Origin of the sequence: Tenacibaculum sp. SSH1-16, assembly GCF_040104435.1 — a bacterium.
Lineage (GTDB): Bacteria > Bacteroidota > Bacteroidia > Flavobacteriales > Flavobacteriaceae > Polaribacter > Polaribacter mesophilus.
In genome coordinates, this window is record NZ_JBECOV010000002.1 from 219,398 (window position 1) to 238,987 (window position 19,590).

Consider the following 19,590-nt stretch of genomic DNA (forward strand, 5'->3'; position numbering starts at 1 on the left):
AGAATACTTGATTTTACTTTTATTTTTGCTGAAATTTTATCGTGTTGAAAGAACTTATCTCTATAACATCATTTGCATCTGTTTCAGCCTTAGGAAGCACTACTGAAAAAATTTGGAAAAACTACCTAAATAAGCAACATTTTTTAAGCTCTAAAGAGTTTGAAGATTCTAAAGCATGGGTAGCACAATTGACTGTTGAGGATATACACGCTATTGAGGAGGTTCAAAATTCAGATAATAAATATAAAAATTTAGATCCATCTGTTTTATACACGCTCTTTGTTGCTAGAAAAGCAATGGAACAAACAGACTGGAAATCTTCGGATAACTTTGGAATTAACATTGGTTCTTCTCGCGGTGCTACTTCTTTGTTTGAAAAATATCACAAAGAGTTTTTAGCTACAGGAAAATCATCTACCTTAAGCTCTCCAACTACTACTTTAGGAAATATTTCTTCTTGGATTGCGCATGATTTACAGAGTAACGGACCAGAGATTTCACATTCTATTACTTGTTCTACTGGCTTGCATTCGTTACTTAATGGTGTAGCTTGGTTACAATCGGGAATGTCAGAGAAATTTATGATTGGCGCTAGCGAAGCTTCACTAACTGATTTTACCATCGCTCAAATGCAGGCATTAAAAGTATATTCTAAAGAAAATGATGAATATCCATGTAAGGCTTTTGACCTCAACAAAACCAAAAACACCATGGTATTGGGAGAAGGTGCTTCTGTATTTTGTTTAGAGAATGGAAGTAAAGAAAATGCTATCGCTTTTATTGAAGGGGTTGGATATGCTACTGAAGTTTTGAAACACAATACTTCTGTAACAACAGATGCAGAATGTTTTCAAAAATCAATGAAAATGGCTTTAGGAACAATTTCTCCAGATGAAATTGACGCTATTGTAATGCATGCTCCTGGAACTATTAAAGGAGATCAATCGGAAATTAATGCGATTCAAAAAGTATTTTCTAACAAAGTACCTTTTTTAACTACCAATAAATGGAAAATCGGTCATACGTTTGGTGCTTCTGGCTTGTTAAGTTTAGAATTAGCCGTACTAATGCTACAACACCAACAAGTTATTGAAGTTCCCTTTGCTGAACCTCAACACACTCCAAAAAAACTCAATAAAATACTGGTAAACGCTGTTGGTTTTGGAGGAAATGCGGTTTCTGTTTTAATCATAACGAAGAACACTTAAAAACAATCGATAAGAGAGATTCTCTTGACAAAGAAAAATAAGAGTCATAAAATTCCGCTTTCGAAGCGGAATTTTTTATTTTTACCACCACAAACAACTCGAATTTATGACTGAAATTAGACACGATTGGACGAAAGAGGAAATTCTAGAAGTATACAATAAGCCTTTAATGGAGCTTTTGTACGAGGCTTCAACTATGCATAGAAAATATCACGACCCAAATACAGTACAGGTAAGTACCTTAATTTCTATAAAAACTGGTGGGTGTTCTGAGGACTGTGGGTATTGTCCGCAGGCAGCACGTTATCATACCAATGTTGAGGGAAATGATTTGATGACTGTAAACCAAGTTAAGGCACAAGCTTTACGTGCCAAAGAAGGTGGATCATCAAGAGTTTGTATGGGTGCAGCTTGGAGAAACGTAAAAGACGGACCAGAATTTGACCAAGTGTTAGAAATGGTACGTACTATTAACAAACTAGACATGGAGGTTTGCTGTACCTTAGGTATGGTTACCGAAAATCAAGCAAAACGTTTAGCGGAAGCTGGTTTGTATGCTTATAACCACAATATTGATACTTCAGAAGATTATTACGATGATGTAATTTCTACACGTGCTTTTAAAGATAGAGTAGACACTATTGAAAATGTACGTAAAACAAATGTAACTGTTTGCTCAGGAGGTATTATTGGTATGGGAGAATCTTTAGAAGACAGAGCTGGAATGCTTGAAACTTTAACTCGCTTCTCTCCACACCCAGAATCTGTACCTATCAATGCATTAGTTGCAGTTGAGGGAACTCCGTTAGAAGAGCAACCTCCTGTAAACATTTTTGAAATGGTTCGTATGGTAGCTACTGCTCGTATTGTATTACCAGATTCACAAGTACGTTTATCAGCAGGTAGAACTCAAATGAGTAGAGAAGGTCAAGCAATGTGTTTCTTTGCTGGTGCAAACTCAATTTTTGCAGGAGACAAATTATTAACTACTCCAAATCCTGATATTAATGAAGACATGAAAATGTTTGAAGATTTAGGTTTAAATACACAAAAGCCATTCTTTAAGCATGAACAAAGAGAATCTGTTGAAGCAGAAAACTCACAATACCAATCGTTAGGTGAAAAACCAAAATGGACAAGACCAGACCATAAAATTGAGCGTAACGAACAAAAGAAGCAAGAGGCTAAAGAAATAAGAGCCTAACATCAAATAAGAAATAACCGTTGAATTAAATTTAACGGTTATTTTTTTATCATTTTCACAAACAGCTCCATACCTTTTCTTCCTCCTGATGAATTGTAACAAGGTTCCATACTTCCTGTAAAATAGGGTGCGAAGTATTTTTCATATTCATTTTTATTTCCTCCAAAAGGTGGATGGTCTTCATTTAGTACTGCATCAAACAGCAAACCAACTAGTTTACCTTTATTAGTTAGTAATTCATGTGCTTTTTGTGCATACTTTAGTCTTAACCCTGGATTGATAGCGCAGAAAAAAGTCTGTTCTATAATCAAATCAAAAGTGCCTTTTAATTCAAAAAAATCAGCATGAATTAAATTTTCCTTTGGGAAGTTAGGAACTCTTTTTTGAATTCTTTTTAGCGGTGTTGAAGCAATATCTACTACAAAAACATTCTTAAATCCTTTATTAAATAAACACTCCGCCTCGTATGAGTTTCCTCCTCCAGGTATTAAAACCTGAATACTTTTATCTTCTAATTGATCAACATATTCTTTTAACGGGTTGGATATCTTTCCTAAATCCCATCCTGTTTTATTATGTAAGTACTTATTATTCCAAAATGTTTCTGACAACTCTATCATTTCTTCTTACTTTTATTTTTACAAATTTAAAAATAAAGCTTCTTTAATTTAACTACTGTTAAGAGGATAACTTAATATCAAAAAAAGCGATGCTTAAACATCGCTTTTTTTACTAGAAGTCAAACCCTATATAAAATTGCCAGACTCTATTTTTGGGTTTGTCTTCATCATAAATATCATTCAATCCTAGATGGTACCTTACTCCTAAACTTACTCCACTATTTGTTTTAAAACCTCCACCAAAATTTAATCCCCAATCAAAATTCCTAGGATCAAACTCTTTTGAGGTATCATACAGAATAAAGCCACTATCAAAGGTTTCTTTATGTGCTATTGAAAGTCCTATTTGAGGTCCTGCCTCTAAAAAAAAGTTTTCAGAAGGATACAGTTTTACCATTAAAGGAAGATTTATATAATCTAGCTCTTGCTTATAAGTACCTCCTCCATCTATAATTTTATACCCTTGTTGTGAGTATAATAGTTCCAATTGAAGTGAAACACTATTTCCTATAAATGACTCTCCATAAAAACCTATATGAAATCCATGTAGCTGCTCTGTTTCCGAATCTCCATTAAAACTCACTGCAGACAAGTTATATCCTCCTTTAATACCAGCTTTGGACTTTTTACTACTATCTTGTGCAACTATAGATGCACTAATCATTGTTATAAATACTATTACTAACTGAATTTTTTTCATCTTTTATTGATTTAATTTTACGATCTACTTTCCACCATTAGCTTGTAAATCTGCTATACATTGGCTATCTAATGTTGGAATTTTATTTGATGAGAATATGTTTCCAATACCATGACTAGTTTCTGCTGCCCAATACATTAAACAACTTTCTTCGTTACAATGTTTTGGATGATCTGCATCTTCATGGTCTGTTTGTAAAGGGGTTCCTAAATTTGTAAGTCCTAAAATATGTCCGAATTCATGATGGATTACACTAGACTCTAATAAGCTTCTTTCTGGATCAAATGTTCCATTACTTAGTTCTCTAATAGTTTCTTCAAAAATTACAAACGATGTATTATAATATGCAGTGCCTAAAACAAAAGAAGAATCGGAATCTTTTGAAGATTTACCATTTATAAACAATGCCCAAACCGTTATGGTATTTTGTGTGTTATAATAAGTTCTATGCTCGTTTTCAATCGTTACAATATCATTGATTGTATATACTTCTTTTCCTATAGTAGGTATTGATTTCGTATATAATTCTACACCGTTTGGTTTGAAAGTTCTTTCTTTAATAAAGTTTTTAAAGTTATTCTTTGCCTCTTCAGTTGGTTCAAATCCTTCAATATAAGCTAACTCTACAATCATTTTTTTATAAACATTGTCTGATAATAACTCATTTGCTGATGCTCCCGTAGGTTTTCTATTCTCTTTTGCAACCTCAACACCATCATTAATTATTGGTTCACTTTCTTTGGAACATCCCCAAATCAAAACACTGAATAGTAAAACTGTAAAAAACTTTTTTCTCATTATTCTTTCTTTATCTTACTTACGTAATTTGAATATCATTGGTTTTTTAAAACTTTAGGCTACTACTAGCGTAGCCATAAAGTTCCAAAATCAACTAGCTTAAAAGATTTTTTCTTTATATCTTTTTAAATGTTAATGTTATTGAAGTATCTGTTGTACTTTGTAATGTAAGTAAAGTGCTTGTATAAGTAGTTACAACCCATTCATTACCTAAAGCGCTTACAACAGTTCCCGCTTCAAACTCAACTTCTAAAAGGACTCTTGTATCTGATTCTACATCATATTCTCCTTCGATATTTTCTAAAGTTGTGTTTACTATATTTCTTGCTATTAATTTCCCTTCATTTGTAAATTCTATAGTATATGCAGCATATTCGTCAGCTTTTTCTACTCCTGCCTGAATAAAGCTTTCTACCTTAAATTTAGCTTTACTGATAATGGTTTCTAACTCGTCGGCTGCTACTTCTGCTGCTTCCTCTTCTTCTTCATAAGAGGTACACTCTTCAATAGCGTCTTCAAATTCAGAATCACTATTAACTTTCACAGAACTGCCGTTATTTAAAGTTATAGTTATTGGATACTTAACAGAGAATAATTCGCTTGAATCTAAGCTATCTACAAAGTTGTACAACTGTTTTTCCGATTCGATTACAACAGTACCTGTTTGTTCTAAATTAACATCATAAGTGAGCATTGATATTGGATATTCTATTTTTGCACAAGAGATAGCATCCTCCATTTCATCTGATGCTTCATCACATTTTCTATTTAATTCTTCCAATTCTGTTTGCGAAGTTATAGTTACTTCTGTATAGTTATTTAACTTTACTGTTATTGGAAAATTAAAAACTACGGTATCATCATCATCATTAAACTCATCCATTATTTCAAGAACTAAACTATAGTCTAATTCATTTATAATAGTCACTTCTTTACCGTTTATGGTTGCTGTTATTGGAAACAATAACTCAGCACATGAATTTCCATCCAAAAAATCATCTTCTGATCCATCGTTCATACCTGTTCTTTTATACTTCTTTGCCGTTTCAGAAGTTGGGGTATTTGCATTTGGATTTGTACCTACTTGTTCATTTTCTTCTGATTGACATGAGGTAAAAATTGTCAAAGTAGCTAATGCAAGTATGGTTATTAATTTTATCGTTTTCATCTTAATAAATTTTAATTTTTTAAACATTTGTTTTTTGAGCTCTTTCTGTCCTTTAGAAAACTATAAATCGTTTTACCCTACCTTTGTTTTCGATTTTTTTTCTATTTTAACTCTATAAAAGCATTCATATGACTAAAAAATCACTGTGTAATGAGGAAGACTTTAATGCGTTTTACAAATCTAATATTCAATTCGTTACTAACTTCTCATCTTATAAATCTAACGATAAAGATACTGCCCTAGATTTAATACAAGAAGCTTTTTTAAAAATGTGGGAAAAATGTTCAGAAATATCATATGAAAAGGCAAAATCGTACTTATTTACTAGTGTAAACAACCTTTTTTTAAACAAATTAAAGCATGAAAAAGTTGTTTTAAACTATGCTAAAAGCGCTCCGTATTTGGATATAAATAATCAAAGTCCGGAATATTTATTAGAAGAAGAAGAGTTTAAAAACAAACTAAAAAATGCTATTGAAAATTTAACAGAGGCTGAACGAGAGGTTTTTTTAATGAATAGAATAGACGGTAAAAAATATCGAGAAATTGCTGAGTTACTAAATATCTCGCAAAAAGCTGTTGAAAAAAGGATGTCTTCAGCATTAAAAAAATTGAGATCAAAAATAGAATTATTGTAAGGGTAGGGAAATTTACTTCTTTATTGTCTAAAAGTTAGTTAAGCACAAAATGAAAGATGAACAATACATATTAAAATGGTTAAACGGAGAAATCTCCGATGAAGAACTGTTTCTATTAAAACAAGATAAAAACTTTAAAAATCTTGAAAAAATAGCGCATTATTCTTCTCACATAGAAACTCCTAAAGTGGATATTGAAAAGGCTTTTAAAGAATTTGAATTGAAAAAAGCTACTACTAAAAAAAGTAAGGTTGTTCCATTAAACTACAAGAACTTTTATAAATATGCTGCCGCAGTTATTGTTTTACTAGTTTCTTCTTATTTCTTACTTTTCAATAATTCAGTAAACTTTAGTACGCAATATGCAGAAACAAAAACCTTTAACTTACCAGATGAATCTGAAGTGATTTTAAATGCAAATTCCACGGTATCTTTCAACAAAAAGGATTGGAAAAATAGTAGAGATATACAACTTAAGGGAGAAGCTTTTTTTAAAGTCAAAAAAGGAAAATCTTTTACCGTAAATACTTCTATTGGAAAAGTTACTGTTTTAGGAACCCAATTTAACGTTAAAGGAAGAAAGAATTATTTTGAAGTAAAAACTTACGAAGGTTTAGTTAGTGTAGACTATAACAACTCATTAATTAAATTAGCTAAGGGAAAAATATTTAAAGTTGTAAATGGTAAAATTGACACTTTAAATACTTTTAATATTAATAATAAATCTTGGTTACAAGATGAGTCTAATTTTAAAAGTACTCCTTTACAATTTGTATTAGACGACTTACAAAACCAATATGGTTATGTTATAAAAACTAAGGATGTTAATTTAGAACAGCTTTATACTGGTGGTTTTACCCATAAAGACATAAATGTAGCTTTGCAAGCAGTTACAATTCCTTTACAATTATCATATAAAATAGAAGAAAAAAGCATTACTATTTACAAGAATGGTCAATAAAAAAACTACTTTTTTATTTCTCTTCCTATTTTCCTTTGCTATCAAAGCACAGGACATTATTACCAAAAATTTACTGAAAGATGTCTTGGTTGAAATTGAAAAAAAACATCAGGTAACTTTTACGTATTCCGATAAGGATTTAGAAAGTGTATACATTGACAAACCTGATGATAGTTTATCATTATCTGAAACTATAAGCTACTTAGAATCTGTTACCATCTTTAATTTTAAAATTTTAGATAATCGGTTTATTACTGTATCATACTTAAAAAAGAAAATTCCTATTTGTGGAACAATAGTAAACAGTAATACACTTGAACCATTGGTTTTAGCTACCATCTTAGTTAATAATACTAGTAATGGAACTACATCTAATACTAACGGTGAATTCAATATCAACTCAGTTCCTGCAAATGCAAACATTACTATTTCTTATGTTGGATACAAACCTATTATACTACCGGCCAAAGATTTATTCTCTCAAAACTTGTGTAAAGAAATATATCTAGAAAGTTTGTCAGAAGAGTTATCAGAAGTAATTATTCCTAACTTTTTAACTACTGGCCTCCAAAAGAACATCGATGGAGGTACCGTTTTAAAAACTAAAAATTTCGGAATTCTTCCAGGGTTAATAGAACCAGACATTTTAAAAACGATTAAAGTACTTCCTGGTGTAGAAAGTGTGAATGAAAGTGTATCGAACATTAATGTGCGAGGCGGAACAAACGATCAAAACTTAATGCTTTGGGATGGAATTAAGATGTACCACACGAGTCATTTTTTTGGTTTAATTTCTGCATATAATCCATATTTAACAGAAAAAGCTACAGTGACCAAAAATGGTACTAGTACAAAGTTTAGCGATGGTGTTTCCAGTACCGTCAACATGCAAACCAACAACAAAATTACTAACACATTCTCTGGAGGTGCTGGTTTTAATTTGCTAAGTGCAGACGCTTTTTTACAGGCTCCTATAACTAAAAAACTCGAAATTCATGCTTCAGCAAGGAGGTCTTATACCGATTTTTTTGATACCCCAACCTACGACAAATATTTTAGTAGAAGCTTTCAAGAAAACTCTATAGCTTCCAATAAAGAAAGTGAAGCCTCTACTGATTTCTACTTCTATGATTACTCTTTTAAAGTGTTATATGACATCAATAAAAATCATTCATTAAGAGCTAATTTAATAAGTATAAAAAACAACTTAGAATACACAGAAGAATATACAAACAATGGTTCAACAGTAGAAGAAAACAGTAATTTAAAACAAGAGAATCTTGGAGCTAATATTAGTTGGAATGCCAATTGGTCACCCAAATTTTCTACAGAACTCTCTACTTTTATTTCTGATTATACAATAAATTCATCAGACTTTAACAGAGAAACTGATCAATTTCAAACTCAATTTAACAAGGTTTTAGAGTCTGAAATTAGGCTTATTACTAATCATCATTTTTCAGATGTTTTTCAACTTACAAACGGTGCTGTTTTTAATGAAATAGGTGTTTCTAACAAAACAACAGTTAATGCTCCTACATTTTCTAAATCTGTAAAAGAAGTTTTACTTAAATCTGCTCTTTTTTCTGAGGTAGTTTATCGTAAGAATAACACTTATGCTAGAGTAGGTTTTCGTGCTAATTATTTTCATGATTTTAATAAACTTATCATAGAACCAAGGATTAACTTAAGACAACAACTTTATAATAGTCTATTTTTAAAATTAGAAGGAGAGTTTAAAAATCAAACAACTGCACAGAAGATAGATTTTCAAGACAACTTTTTAGGTATAGAAAAAAGAAGATGGATTTTGGCTGACAATGATAAAACGCCTATTATTAAAAGTAAACAAGTATCTTTTGGAGCAGAGTATTCAAAAAATAACTTACAAATAGATCTTACTGGTTTTTATAAATTTGTTGATGGTATAACTGTTGCCAATCAAGGTTTTTATAACAATGTTCAAACACTAAATTCTATAGGAAACTATAAGGTAAAAGGTATTGAATTTTTAATTAATAAAAGAACTAAAAAACTTAGTAGTTGGTTAAGCTACTCCTTTACGGAAAATAATTATACATTTGAAACTTTTACTCCTGATACTTTTCCTAGTAATTTAGATATCACACACTCTTTTAGTAGTGCCATTAACTATAACATTACCAACAACTTTAAGCTCTCTTTAGGTGCTATTCTACGTTCGGGAACCCCATACACAAAACCTGTAAAAGACAATGAAACCATTCAAGACGGTAATAGAGTTATTGTAAATTATGATACTCCAAATAAAGAAAGGCATTCTAATTTCTTCAGAATTAATGCTTCTGGAAGCTATAACTTTAATTTCACAAAAAATCTAAAATCAACTATAAGAGTTGGTTTCACTAATATTAGCAACAGAAAAAATATAATAAACACCTATTATATTGTTGATGAAAATAATACAGATAATGTAAAAGAAATAAATACGTATTCTTTACCATTCACCCCCAACCTTAGCTTTAGAATTAACTTCTAAGATTATTAATTATAAACTTCATTTAATTTTTAACATTATTCACTTCAAAAAACATCGTAACATTTTCTTAACTTTGCTCCTCTAAAAATTGAATGTATGGGATTACAGTTGCAACAAATAGACAGAGTAGAAACCATTACTAAAGAAGACTTTATTAAAAATTACTTCAAGCCTCAAAAACCTGTGGTTATTGAGCGTTTTATTGAAGATTGGCCAGCTTATAATAAATGGTCTTTAGATTATATGAAGCAGATAGCAGGAGATAAGACTGTTCCGTTATATGATGACAGGCCTGTAGATTATAAAGATGGTTTTAATGAACCTCACGCAACAATGAAAATGAGTGAATATGTAGATTTACTAAAACGCGAACCTACTAAGTTTAGAATTTTCTTATGGAATATTTTAAAGGAAGTACCTCAGTTACAAAAAGATTTTACCTTTCCTGATTTTGGTTTACGTTTAATGAAGGGCTTACCAATGCTGTTTTTTGGTGGGCGTGATTCGTATACATTCATGCATTATGATATTGATTTAGCCAATATCTTTCACTTTCATTTTGAAGGGAAAAAGAAATGTATTTTGTTTGATCAAAAGCAAAATAAATTCCTGTATAAGATTCCTCACTCATTAATAACCCGTGAAGATATTGATTTTAACGAACCAGATTTTGAAAAATGGCCTGCGCTTAAAAATGCCAAAGGACATGTTGCAGAACTTGAGCACGGGAACGTTTTGTATATGCCTGAAGGATATTGGCATTATATGCGTTATGTAACACCTGGTTTTTCAATGAGTTTACGTGCTATTGCTCGTAATCCTAAAAACTTAGGAAAAGCTATTTATAATGTTTTTGTTATGCGTACTATAGATAATATTATGCGCCGTATTAAAGGACAAAAATGGATTGATTGGAAAAATGAGCAAGCTATAATTAGAACAAATAAAGCTAATAAGATTGTATAAATCTCTTATAAACTATGTAAACTTTTACAAGCTTTTATCTATATATATCAATTTAGTTTTACAAAAAATTTATTGAAGAGTTATTTCTACAGCTTAAATACTCTAAAAATGATATTTTTAGTAAAAATCATAAAACTTACTTAAAAAAATAGAAACATAGACATCAAGAGGCCTTAATAGCTTCACTACATCTTTTTATACTTACTCGTATTTAAATAGTTCCAAATTGAATGTTATTGTGTTTTTTATTGTATTGGATGTTATTTGGTTAAACACACCTTGATATTTTGTCACCCCAAAACTTAATTAAAAAAACTTAAAGAGAGCCTTAAAGGAATAATCTCTCATTTTTCACAAATGATGTAGTAATAAGAAAATCTAAACTGTTAATAAAACACTAAAAACAATGTTTAACGTATTATACGCTGTGGAACTAAACTAAGTAAGTTAACTAACCATTATGCCTATTTAAATAACCCTTTAAAAGGGCTATAAAGCAGTTTTAACGACTTCTTTTTATTGGCCCTGTAAAATCGTCAATATTATCTTTTACTTCGTTTACTTCTCTATTTATATCTTTAACAAAGTCTGTATCTATACCTTGTTTTTTGGCACTGTCATTAATCTCTCTTTTTATATCATTCGTAGCGTCTTTAATTTGACGCATACCCTTTCCTAACCCTCTGGCTATTTCAGGAATTTTATCTGCACCAAATAACATAACCACTATTAATAAGATTACAAAAATCTCAGGTCCACCAATAAATAAAAATATTCCATTCATTACTGCAAAGATAATTAATTTAAGCTTCTTATATTTTTTTGAATTAAAAAAAAGCAACCAAAACTTGGTTGCTTTTAATTGTATAATGATAAAAGTATTTTTTTAGTCTGCTAAAATAATTACTTTATTATCTTTCATTTCAATAGTACCAGATTTTATTTTCATAATTAAAATCTTATCATCTTCTGGTAGTCTTTCTATACTTCCATGTAAATCATCAAAAACTAGGTGCTCTTGAGTATGGACGTGCACTTTAATTTTACCTTGACTTAAAATAGATACTACAGGTGCGTGGTTATCTAATATTTGGAACTCTCCATTTATACCCGGAACTGCTACAGAATCAACTTCTGATGAAAATAAGATAGCTTCTGGTGTTACAATTTCTAAATACATATTTTAATGCTTTAGGCTTTAAGCTTTTGCTTAAAGTAATTAATTATGCTTCTGCTAACATTTTTTCTCCAGCATCAATTGCTTCTTGAATTGATCCTTTTAAGTTGAATGCTGCTTCAGGATATTTATCTAATTCACCATCCATAATCATGTTGAATCCCTTAATAGTGTCTTTAATATCTACTAATACACCTGGAATTCCTGTGAATTGCTCAGCTACGTGGAATGGTTGAGATAAGAAACGTTGTACACGACGTGCTCTATGAACTACCAACTTATCTTCTTCAGATAATTCTTCCATACCTAAGATTGCAATAATATCTTGTAATTCTTTATAACGTTGTAGTATTTCTTTTACTCTTTGTGCACAGTTATAGTGCTCATCTCCTAAAACATCAGCAGTTAAAATTCTTGATGTAGAATCTAATGGGTCTACCGCTGGATAAATACCTAACTCAGCAATTTTACGAGATAATACTGTAGTAGCATCTAAGTGAGCAAACGTTGTTGCTGGTGCTGGATCCGTTAAATCATCCGCAGGTACATAAACCGCTTGTACAGATGTAATAGATCCTTTCTTAGTAGAAGTAATACGCTCTTGCATTGCTCCCATCTCTGTTGCTAATGTTGGTTGATATCCTACCGCTGATGGCATACGTCCTAATAAAGCCGACACCTCTGAACCTGCTTGTGTAAAACGGAAAATATTATCTACGAAAAATAATACATCTTTCCCTTGTGCTTCACCAGCTCCGTCACGGAAATACTCAGCAATTGTTAATCCAGATAAAGCTACACGAGCACGTGCTCCTGGTGGCTCATTCATCTGACCGAATACGAAAGTTGCTTTAGAATCTCTCATTCCTGGTTTATCAACTTTAGATAAATCCCATCCTCCATCTTCCATAGAGTGCATAAAATCATCACCATATTTGATAATTCCAGACTCTAACATTTCACGTAATAAATCATTACCTTCACGAGTTCTTTCACCTACACCTGCAAATACAGATAAACCTCCGTGTCCTTTTGCAATATTGTTAATTAACTCCTGAATTAAAACTGTTTTTCCTACTCCTGCTCCTCCAAACAATCCAATTTTACCTCCTTTTGCATAAGGTTCAATTAAATCAATTACTTTAATCCCTGTAAATAGTACTTCGGTAGAAGTTGATAATTCTTCAAATTTTGGTGCTTGACGGTGAATCGGTAAACCAGCTTCACCTTCTTTAGGTAAATCTCCTAATCCATCAATTGCATCTCCTGTTACATTAAATAAACGACCGTAGATATCATTACCTATTGGCATTTGAATTGGGTTACCTGTAGCAATTACTTCTTGCCCCCTTTGTAAACCATCAGTTGCATCCATAGAAATGGTACGAACTGTATCTTCACCAATGTGTTGTTGAACTTCTAAAACTAAAGTTGAACCGTCTGCTTTTTTAATTTCTAACGAGTCATAGATCTTTGGTAATTCAGCATTTTCTGTATTAAACTCAACATCGATTACTGGACCAATAATTTGAGAAACTTTACCTGTTATTGTAGACATTACTATATGTAATTAAAGTTATTTTATTTACTATATGAGTTTTAACTCATTTTTTCAAGGTGCAAAGGTAATTTTTTTAGTGGAATTTAAAAAACCTTTCGTAAGTATTTTTACATAAAAAAAAGCCTCACAAATGTGAGGCTTTTATTGATATTGTGATTGTAATTAAATTACTTTACTAATTTAATCTCAACACGTCTGTTTTCAGCTCTACCAGCTCTTGTTTTGTTATCAGCGATTGGATAATCTTCACCAAAACCTGCAGAAGTTAATCTTTTTGAATCAATTCCACCTTTAGTGATTAAGTAATCTAAAACAGCCTTAGCTCTTTTTTCTGATAATCTTTGGTTTAACTTGTTTGACCCTGAACTATCAGTGTGACCTTGAATGCTAAAGTTAGCTTTTGGGTACTCCTTCATAATTCCTGCGATTAAATCTAATTTACCAGTAGTACCAGTTCTAAAAGAAGTTTTTCCTGAATTAAAATAGATAGCTCTTGCAAACTCATTTAATTTCTTAACAGCTTCTTCCTTAATCACTACTTCAGGACATCCGTTGTTAGATGCTACACCTGCTTCATTTGGACATTTATCGTCTTTGTCTAATACTCCGTCTCCATCAGTATCTGGCCAAGGACAACCATTGTTTGCAGCTGGACCAGCAGTGTTTGGACACTTATCTTTTCCGTCTACAACACCGTCTCCATCAGCATCTGGACATCCGTTGTTAGCTTTAGTTCCTTTTTCAGTTGGACAAGCATCATCTTTATCAGCGATACCATCTCCATCAGCATCAGGACAACCATTTAAAGCAGCTAAACCAGCAACTTCTGGACATGCATCGTCAGAATCTTTAATTCCGTCTCCGTCAGTATCAGGACACCCGTTGAATTCTTTTAATCCAGCAACTTCTGGACATGCATCATCCTTGTCATATACACCATCTCCGTCAGTATCTTTTCCTCCGAATTTAAATACTAAACCAATAGAGTGTTGGAAGTGATCTTGCACCTTATCAGCAAATTCTTTTTTCCCTCCAGATTGGAAGTTTAACCCTAAGTTATCGTTAAACCAAGTATTAAATCCTAAACCAGCATTTAACATTCCTTCTCCTTCGTCAGCTAAAGAAGTATAACCTCCACCAACATATACATAAGGATCGAACCATCCTGTTTCACCGAATAAGTTGTTTAAGTCATACTTTACGTTAGCATCGATAGCCCAGTAAAGCTCATCCATATCATCCTCCTTATAGACAGTTTCAATTTTATTTAATGATCCTGCTAATTGTAATGTAAACCCATCGTTTAAGTATCTATCAACAGTTACTCTTGAAATTGATGGTAAGATATTCCAGTCACTAGTACCGATGTAATCTTTAGCATAATCTCCAAATTTCGTAGGAATCCTAACGTCTACTGCGTTAACTCCGAAACCAACCGCCCAAGGGTTGTCTGAATCCTGTGCGCTAACGTTTACAGCAGCAAACGCAAATAAAGCCATCACAGCTAATTTTAATTGTTTCATTATTAAAAATTTAAATTAAAAGTTCGTTTATATATTACGCAAATGTAAGTTGTTCAAACTTATTTACAAAAACAAATCTACAAAAACTTACAATAAATACAAGTTTTTGAAGGACTAATTTATATCACTTTCAGCTCTTTCCCAACCTTTACAAATGCTTTTATAGCCTTGTCTAGATGGTCTTTATCATGAGCTGCAGACAACTGTACTCTAATTCTTGCTTGTTCTTTTGGAACTACTGGATAAAAGAAGCCAATGACATAAATGCCTTCTTCTAACAACCTATTTGCCATTACTTGTGATAATTTAGCATCGTACAACATAACTGGAACAATTGCAGCATCAGCTCCTACTAAATCAAACCCTGCTTTTTCCATTTCAGTACGGAAATAGTTAGTATTCCACTCTAGTTTATCACGCAATGTAGTATCATTAGCTAATAAATCAAATACTTTTAAAGATGCTCCTACAATAGCAGGTGCTAATGAGTTTGAAAATAAATATGGACGTGAACGTTGGCGTAAAATTTCTATAATTTCTTTCTTTCCTGTGGTATATCCTCCCATGGCTCCACCAAGTGCTTTCCCTAAGGTTCCTGTAACAATATCAACACGATCCATTACATTTTTTAACTCTACAGTTCCTCTACCTGTTTTTCCAATAAACCCAGCTGCATGACATTCATCTACCATTACCATAGCATCGTACTTATCTGCTAAATCACAAATTTCATCTAACTTCGCTACGATTCCGTCCATAGAAAAAACTCCATCAGTTACAATAATTTTAAAACGATGTCCTTGCTTATTTGCCTCAATTAATTGCTCTTCTAATGATGCCATATCGTTATTATCATAACGATAACGTGCTGCCTTACACAAACGCACTCCATCAATAATAGATGCATGGTTTAAACTATCAGAAATAATAGCATCTTCTTTGGTTAATAATGGCTCGAAAACACCTCCATTGGCATCAAAAGCTGCTGCATATAAAATAGTGTCCTCAGTAGTATAAAAATCAGCAATCTTTTTTTCTAGTCGCTTGTGAATATCTTGCGTTCCACAAATAAAACGTACGGATGACATTCCAAAACCATGCGTATCCATTGTGTCTTTTGCTGCTTGAATTACTTCTGGATGATTTGACAACCCTAAGTAGTTATTAGCACAAAAGTTAATCACTTCTTCTCCTGTAGATATTTTTATCACTGCGTCTTGTGATGAAGTAATAATTCGTTCTGACTTATATAATCCAGCATCTTTTATATCCTGAATTTCTTGTTGTAATTGTTCTTTTATTTTTCCGTACATAATTTATGTTTGAAAGTTGTTTGCTATAATGGGTCAAAGTTAGTTGTTAAACTTCTTCAACCAAAATTTCTTCGTCAATATATACAAGTAGTTTTTTCAACACCTTAAAATTCAATGCTTGTAATACTCTTCCATATCGCAATAATTGCTGATGATATGCTTTAGAGGGCTTCCCTGTTTTGTAATCTATAATCACGACTTCGTCTTTCGAATAAAAAACTAACCTATCTGGAATTACTATTTGCCCATCAATATCTACAATTTCTCTCTCGTTAAACACTACAACTTCTTCAGAAAAATATTCTTTTAACTCAGAGTGATTTGCTATTTGTTGTATATTTTTTATTACTTCAGATGATTTTTCTCGTGGCAATACTCCTTGCTGTTCATAACGATAAACCACTTTCTCAACATCTTCTTTCGTCTTTATTTCTGCCATCATTTCATGAACCAAATTACCAAACTCAATAGCTTTTCCTTGTTCTGTATCCCATAATTTTGATGCACTTGCCAGCATATGTATATTATGTTCTTTCCAAAGTGTAGATATAAAGCACTCTTGTATTTGAACTCCTGATGCTTTCTCTTTTAAAATACTTACCCTTTCTTTATTTCCAAAGGAATACTCCAAAACTTCATCATTCCATTCACCTACCTTTTTTAGGTAGTTAATAAATACTCCCGAGTAAAAATTCGTATTTTCTTCTCCTTTGGATGAAATTTTATTTTCTGTTACAATATATAATTGCTCAACAGCCCTAGTGAGTGCTACATATAATAAATTGAAATTATCTAATTCCAGCTCTTCTCTTTGTTGTTCATAAATCTCAAAACCTCTATCATTCACATAATTCAACTCTTTATTAAAAGGAACGAGTAATTCTTTAAACTTGTCGTAATTCTCTGGTAATTCATTTAACCAAACCTTAGGATTTACTTGTCGGTAAATGTCCAAATCGTATGGAAAAATAACTACTGGAAATTCTAAACCTTTTGATTTATGAATTGTCATAACCTGTACCGCATTTCCACTCTCAGGAGCTACAATGCTCAGCTTATCTTTTTTTTCCGACCAATAATCTAAAAATTCTTGAATACTTGTTCCTTTTCGTTGTTGTTCTAAAACCACATCTAAAAAGAATTGCACATAGGCATCTGATGAAGCTATTAGCTGAAAACTTCTAATAATTTCCTCTATTTTCTCGTAAAAAGGTAACTGATGAAATGTAGATAAATCAAAAGATGTTCCATATTCTTTTAACTCTAAAAAGAGTTTTTCATTTGGTTGTTGTATTAAACTATCGATAAACAAGTGTTTATCTTTAGCTACTTTTAAATGTTCTTGCAAAAAATAAAGCATTTCCAGACAGGTTTCCTTATCATTTGGATGCTGAATTACTTGCAAAACATTTACTATAAAATTGACTTTAGAACTATTTTCTAACAGTAATGTTTCCGAGGAAACTATATCAATTCCGTTTTCAGATAAGTAATTTGCTACTGCAATTCCATCTTTCTTTTTACGAACTAAAATACAAATCTCATTCAGCGTAAAGTCAGCTTCTAAATTTTTAACAAGCTCTAAAACTTTCTTTGGATACTTAATTCCTTCCTCTTCTTTATTTTCTTCTTTCCTTAAAAAAGAAAGCGAGACATATCCCCCTTTTTTAGCAGTTGTTAATTGTTTATTTCCTTCAATAAATAATTGTTTATATGATTCGTTTTGAAGAAAATTTGCTGTATGTTGAAAGAACTGATTATTAAAATTAATCACCTCAGCATAACTTCTAAAATTAGTTTCTAAAGTTTTTACTTCTTTAGAAATTTGAAACGGATTATCTTTTTCTGAACCCAATCCTATAAATTGTTCTGATTTACCTCCACGCCAACGATAAATTGCTTGTTTTCCATCACCTACCAACAACAAATTACTATTTTCTTGTGCTAGCGCATTATCTATTAGCGGTATTAAATTTTGCCATTGTAAGGTTGATGTATCTTGCATTTCATCAATAAAATAATGCATAAATCGTTGCCCGATTCGCTCGTAAATAAACGGAGCAGGTTGGTCTTTGATGTTTTCTGAAATTAAATGATTGAATTCTGCATTCAATCTTAAATTATTTTCTTCTTTTAAGTGTGTTAATTCTTGATTGATATTGTTTAAAACTGCTAATGGAATAATACTTTTCAACGCTAGCTTATTCATTGAAAACTGTTGATATAATTGTTCCGATTCTGCATACAGCTTTAGTAATTCTGGTAAAATTCCTTCAATAGCAGATTTTATATCCTCTGATTTTGATTTTGAATAAAAGTTACCCTCCTCAATTCGTTCCCTTAATTTACTTTGATCAAAAAACTTTGCTTTTTCAGGATTTTTAGACAGTGCTACAAAATGATTTGGCAACATTGATCGGTAAAAATCTTTATGATCTAGCTGTACTGATTGAATAGCTTGCAAAGCTTCTTCTCCAATTTCTTTCCAACGTTTTTTTATTTGCGTTTGATGTTTTGACAACTTTGTTTTTAGATTAGTAAAATCGGCAAGTTCGTTATCAGCTAGGTTTTTAAAATGCTTGGTATCATCTTCATTCAACAAAATTTTAGCAAACTCATTTAATTCACGAGAGATATCCCATGATTTATCATCATCTGCTTTATCTAGAGAAAAATCAATAAGTAATTTAGTCAACGCTTCATCACTTCCTATTTTTGAAATCAGTACATCTACTGCTTCATTTAGCAAAGAAACAGCATCCATTTCCACTTCAAAATTAAGTGGTAGCCCTAAATCATAAGCAAAACTCTTAATAATTTTATGTGTAAAACTATCAATCGTAGTAATTGAAAAAGCAGAATAATTTCGAAGAATTTCATTTAATATTTTTTTACTTCGGTCTTTTACGACACTTCTATCAAGTAATGTTTCTTCTAAAATAATCTCAAGCAAATCATTTGCTTCTCCTTCTGCAAAAGCTTGTAAGTTATCTAATACACGCTCTTTCATTTCACCAGCCGCCTTGTTGGTAAACGTAATTGCCAATATTTTTTGAAAGCGAAAAATATCTTCAGATTGCAACAAAACTTTTAGATACTCTTTAACTAATGTAAAAGTTTTACCACTACCAGCAGAAGCATTGTATACTTGAAAAGTTGACGGGTTTTCTAACAAAGTAAAATATAATTAGGTAGGCAATTTAACCAAAAAAAGATTCCCGCTTTTGCGGGAATT

Annotated in this window: 16 protein-coding genes; 6 read left to right on the top strand and 10 right to left on the bottom strand. The window is 31.6% G+C overall.

The window, feature by feature from the left end; genetic code table 11:
- Positions 1–44: 44 nt before the first annotated feature.
- Together ABMY20_RS03705 and bioB are read left to right on the top strand one after the other, a co-directional pair.
- On the top strand, positions 45–1,208 hold the full coding sequence (locus ABMY20_RS03705) for a beta-ketoacyl synthase N-terminal-like domain-containing protein (protein WP_349264669.1): 1,164 nt from the start codon (positions 45–47) through the stop codon (positions 1,206–1,208).
- 106 nt (positions 1,209–1,314) lie between these two features.
- Positions 1,315–2,412 carry a biotin synthase BioB gene (gene bioB / locus ABMY20_RS03710; RefSeq protein ID WP_073182195.1) on the top strand — a complete coding sequence of 366 codons (1,098 nt, stop codon included), beginning with the start codon at positions 1,315–1,317 and terminating at the stop codon, positions 2,410–2,412.
- A 38-nt stretch (positions 2,413–2,450) separates the two neighbouring features.
- On the opposite strand, the gene ABMY20_RS03715 is transcribed toward bioB, so the two are convergent.
- The 4 genes from ABMY20_RS03715 to ABMY20_RS03730 all read right to left on the bottom strand — a co-directional run bounded on the left by ABMY20_RS03715 (position 2,451) and on the right by ABMY20_RS03730 (position 5,698).
- Positions 2,451–3,032, bottom strand: coding sequence for an SAM-dependent methyltransferase (locus tag ABMY20_RS03715; RefSeq protein WP_125064421.1), 582 nt, complete (start codon positions 3,030–3,032; stop codon positions 2,451–2,453).
- Between the two features lie 112 nt (positions 3,033–3,144).
- Entirely contained in the window at positions 3,145–3,732 is a 588-nt protein-coding gene (locus tag ABMY20_RS03720; RefSeq protein ID WP_047790671.1) for a porin family protein, read from the bottom strand.
- 24 nt (positions 3,733–3,756) lie between these two features.
- On the bottom strand, positions 3,757–4,530 hold the full coding sequence (locus tag ABMY20_RS03725; RefSeq protein ID WP_159610920.1) for a membrane metalloprotease: 774 nt from the start codon (positions 4,528–4,530) through the stop codon (positions 3,757–3,759).
- 115 nt (positions 4,531–4,645) lie between these two features.
- On the bottom strand, positions 4,646–5,698 hold the full coding sequence (locus tag ABMY20_RS03730; protein WP_159610950.1) for a hypothetical protein: 1,053 nt from the start codon (positions 5,696–5,698) through the stop codon (positions 4,646–4,648).
- 128 nt (positions 5,699–5,826) lie between these two features.
- Between ABMY20_RS03730 and ABMY20_RS03735 the strand changes: the two genes are divergently transcribed.
- The 4 genes from ABMY20_RS03735 (at position 5,827) to ABMY20_RS03750 (ending at position 10,781) form a co-directional block, all read left to right on the top strand.
- Complete coding sequence (locus ABMY20_RS03735; RefSeq protein ID WP_047790673.1) at positions 5,827–6,336, top strand: sigma-70 family RNA polymerase sigma factor; 510 nt, start codon at positions 5,827–5,829, stop codon at positions 6,334–6,336.
- Positions 6,337–6,385: 49 nt separating this feature from the next.
- Positions 6,386–7,297, top strand: coding sequence for a FecR family protein (locus ABMY20_RS03740; RefSeq protein WP_047790674.1), 912 nt, complete (start codon positions 6,386–6,388; stop codon positions 7,295–7,297).
- The gene (locus ABMY20_RS03745; RefSeq protein ID WP_349264670.1) at positions 7,287–9,815 is read left to right on the top strand and encodes a carboxypeptidase-like regulatory domain-containing protein; all 2,529 of its coding nucleotides are present in this window, start codon (positions 7,287–7,289) and stop codon (positions 9,813–9,815) included. Before ABMY20_RS03740 ends, ABMY20_RS03745 begins: the two co-directional genes overlap by 11 nt.
- Before the next feature lie 96 nt (positions 9,816–9,911).
- Positions 9,912–10,781, top strand: a complete 870-nt coding sequence (locus ABMY20_RS03750; RefSeq protein WP_073182200.1) for a cupin-like domain-containing protein — start codon at positions 9,912–9,914, stop codon at positions 10,779–10,781.
- A 502-nt stretch (positions 10,782–11,283) separates the two neighbouring features.
- Here ABMY20_RS03750 and ABMY20_RS03755 read toward each other — a convergent pair.
- The 6 genes from ABMY20_RS03755 to ABMY20_RS03780 all read right to left on the bottom strand — a co-directional run bounded on the left by ABMY20_RS03755 (position 11,284) and on the right by ABMY20_RS03780 (position 19,530).
- Complete coding sequence (locus ABMY20_RS03755; protein WP_047790677.1) at positions 11,284–11,565, bottom strand: twin-arginine translocase TatA/TatE family subunit; 282 nt, start codon at positions 11,563–11,565, stop codon at positions 11,284–11,286.
- A 102-nt stretch (positions 11,566–11,667) separates the two neighbouring features.
- Positions 11,668–11,961, bottom strand: a complete 294-nt coding sequence (locus tag ABMY20_RS03760) for a F0F1 ATP synthase subunit epsilon (RefSeq protein WP_047790678.1) — start codon at positions 11,959–11,961, stop codon at positions 11,668–11,670.
- Positions 11,962–12,004: 43 nt separating this feature from the next.
- Positions 12,005–13,516 (bottom strand): F0F1 ATP synthase subunit beta, encoded by a 1,512-nt coding sequence (atpD, locus tag ABMY20_RS03765; RefSeq protein ID WP_047790679.1) that lies wholly within the window; start codon positions 13,514–13,516, stop codon positions 12,005–12,007.
- Positions 13,517–13,686: 170 nt separating this feature from the next.
- Positions 13,687–15,042 carry an OmpA family protein gene (locus ABMY20_RS03770; RefSeq protein WP_349264671.1) on the bottom strand — a complete coding sequence of 452 codons (1,356 nt, stop codon included), beginning with the start codon at positions 15,040–15,042 and terminating at the stop codon, positions 13,687–13,689.
- A gap of 119 nt (positions 15,043–15,161) precedes the next feature.
- Positions 15,162–16,355: a glycine C-acetyltransferase gene (gene kbl, locus ABMY20_RS03775; RefSeq protein WP_047790681.1), complete on the bottom strand. Its 1,194-nt coding sequence runs from the start codon at positions 16,353–16,355 to the stop codon at positions 15,162–15,164.
- 46 nt (positions 16,356–16,401) lie between these two features.
- Entirely contained in the window at positions 16,402–19,530 is a 3,129-nt protein-coding gene (locus ABMY20_RS03780) for a UvrD-helicase domain-containing protein (protein ID WP_349264672.1), read from the bottom strand.
- Positions 19,531–19,590: the final 60 nt, after the last annotated feature.

Coding starts and splice junctions, on each gene's coding strand:
- ABMY20_RS03730 (WP_159610950.1), bottom strand. CDS start 5,698: ATGAAAACGATAAAATTAATAACCATACTTGCATTAGCTACTTTGACA.
- ABMY20_RS03760 (WP_047790678.1), bottom strand. CDS start 11,961: ATGTATTTAGAAATTGTAACACCAGAAGCTATCTTATTTTCATCAGAA.
- atpD (WP_047790679.1), bottom strand. CDS start 13,516: ATGTCTACAATAACAGGTAAAGTTTCTCAAATTATTGGTCCAGTAATC.
- ABMY20_RS03755 (WP_047790677.1), bottom strand. CDS start 11,565: ATGAATGGAATATTTTTATTTATTGGTGGACCTGAGATTTTTGTAATC.
- ABMY20_RS03745 (WP_349264670.1), top strand. CDS start 7,287: ATGGTCAATAAAAAAACTACTTTTTTATTTCTCTTCCTATTTTCCTTT.
- ABMY20_RS03715 (WP_125064421.1), bottom strand. CDS start 3,032: ATGATAGAGTTGTCAGAAACATTTTGGAATAATAAGTACTTACATAAT.
- ABMY20_RS03770 (WP_349264671.1), bottom strand. CDS start 15,042: ATGAAACAATTAAAATTAGCTGTGATGGCTTTATTTGCGTTTGCTGCT.
- ABMY20_RS03725 (WP_159610920.1), bottom strand. CDS start 4,530: ATGAGAAAAAAGTTTTTTACAGTTTTACTATTCAGTGTTTTGATTTGG.
- bioB (WP_073182195.1), top strand. CDS start 1,315: ATGACTGAAATTAGACACGATTGGACGAAAGAGGAAATTCTAGAAGTA.
- ABMY20_RS03750 (WP_073182200.1), top strand. CDS start 9,912: ATGGGATTACAGTTGCAACAAATAGACAGAGTAGAAACCATTACTAAA.
- kbl (WP_047790681.1), bottom strand. CDS start 16,355: ATGTACGGAAAAATAAAAGAACAATTACAACAAGAAATTCAGGATATA.
- ABMY20_RS03720 (WP_047790671.1), bottom strand. CDS start 3,732: ATGAAAAAAATTCAGTTAGTAATAGTATTTATAACAATGATTAGTGCA.
- ABMY20_RS03740 (WP_047790674.1), top strand. CDS start 6,386: ATGAAAGATGAACAATACATATTAAAATGGTTAAACGGAGAAATCTCC.
- ABMY20_RS03735 (WP_047790673.1), top strand. CDS start 5,827: ATGACTAAAAAATCACTGTGTAATGAGGAAGACTTTAATGCGTTTTAC.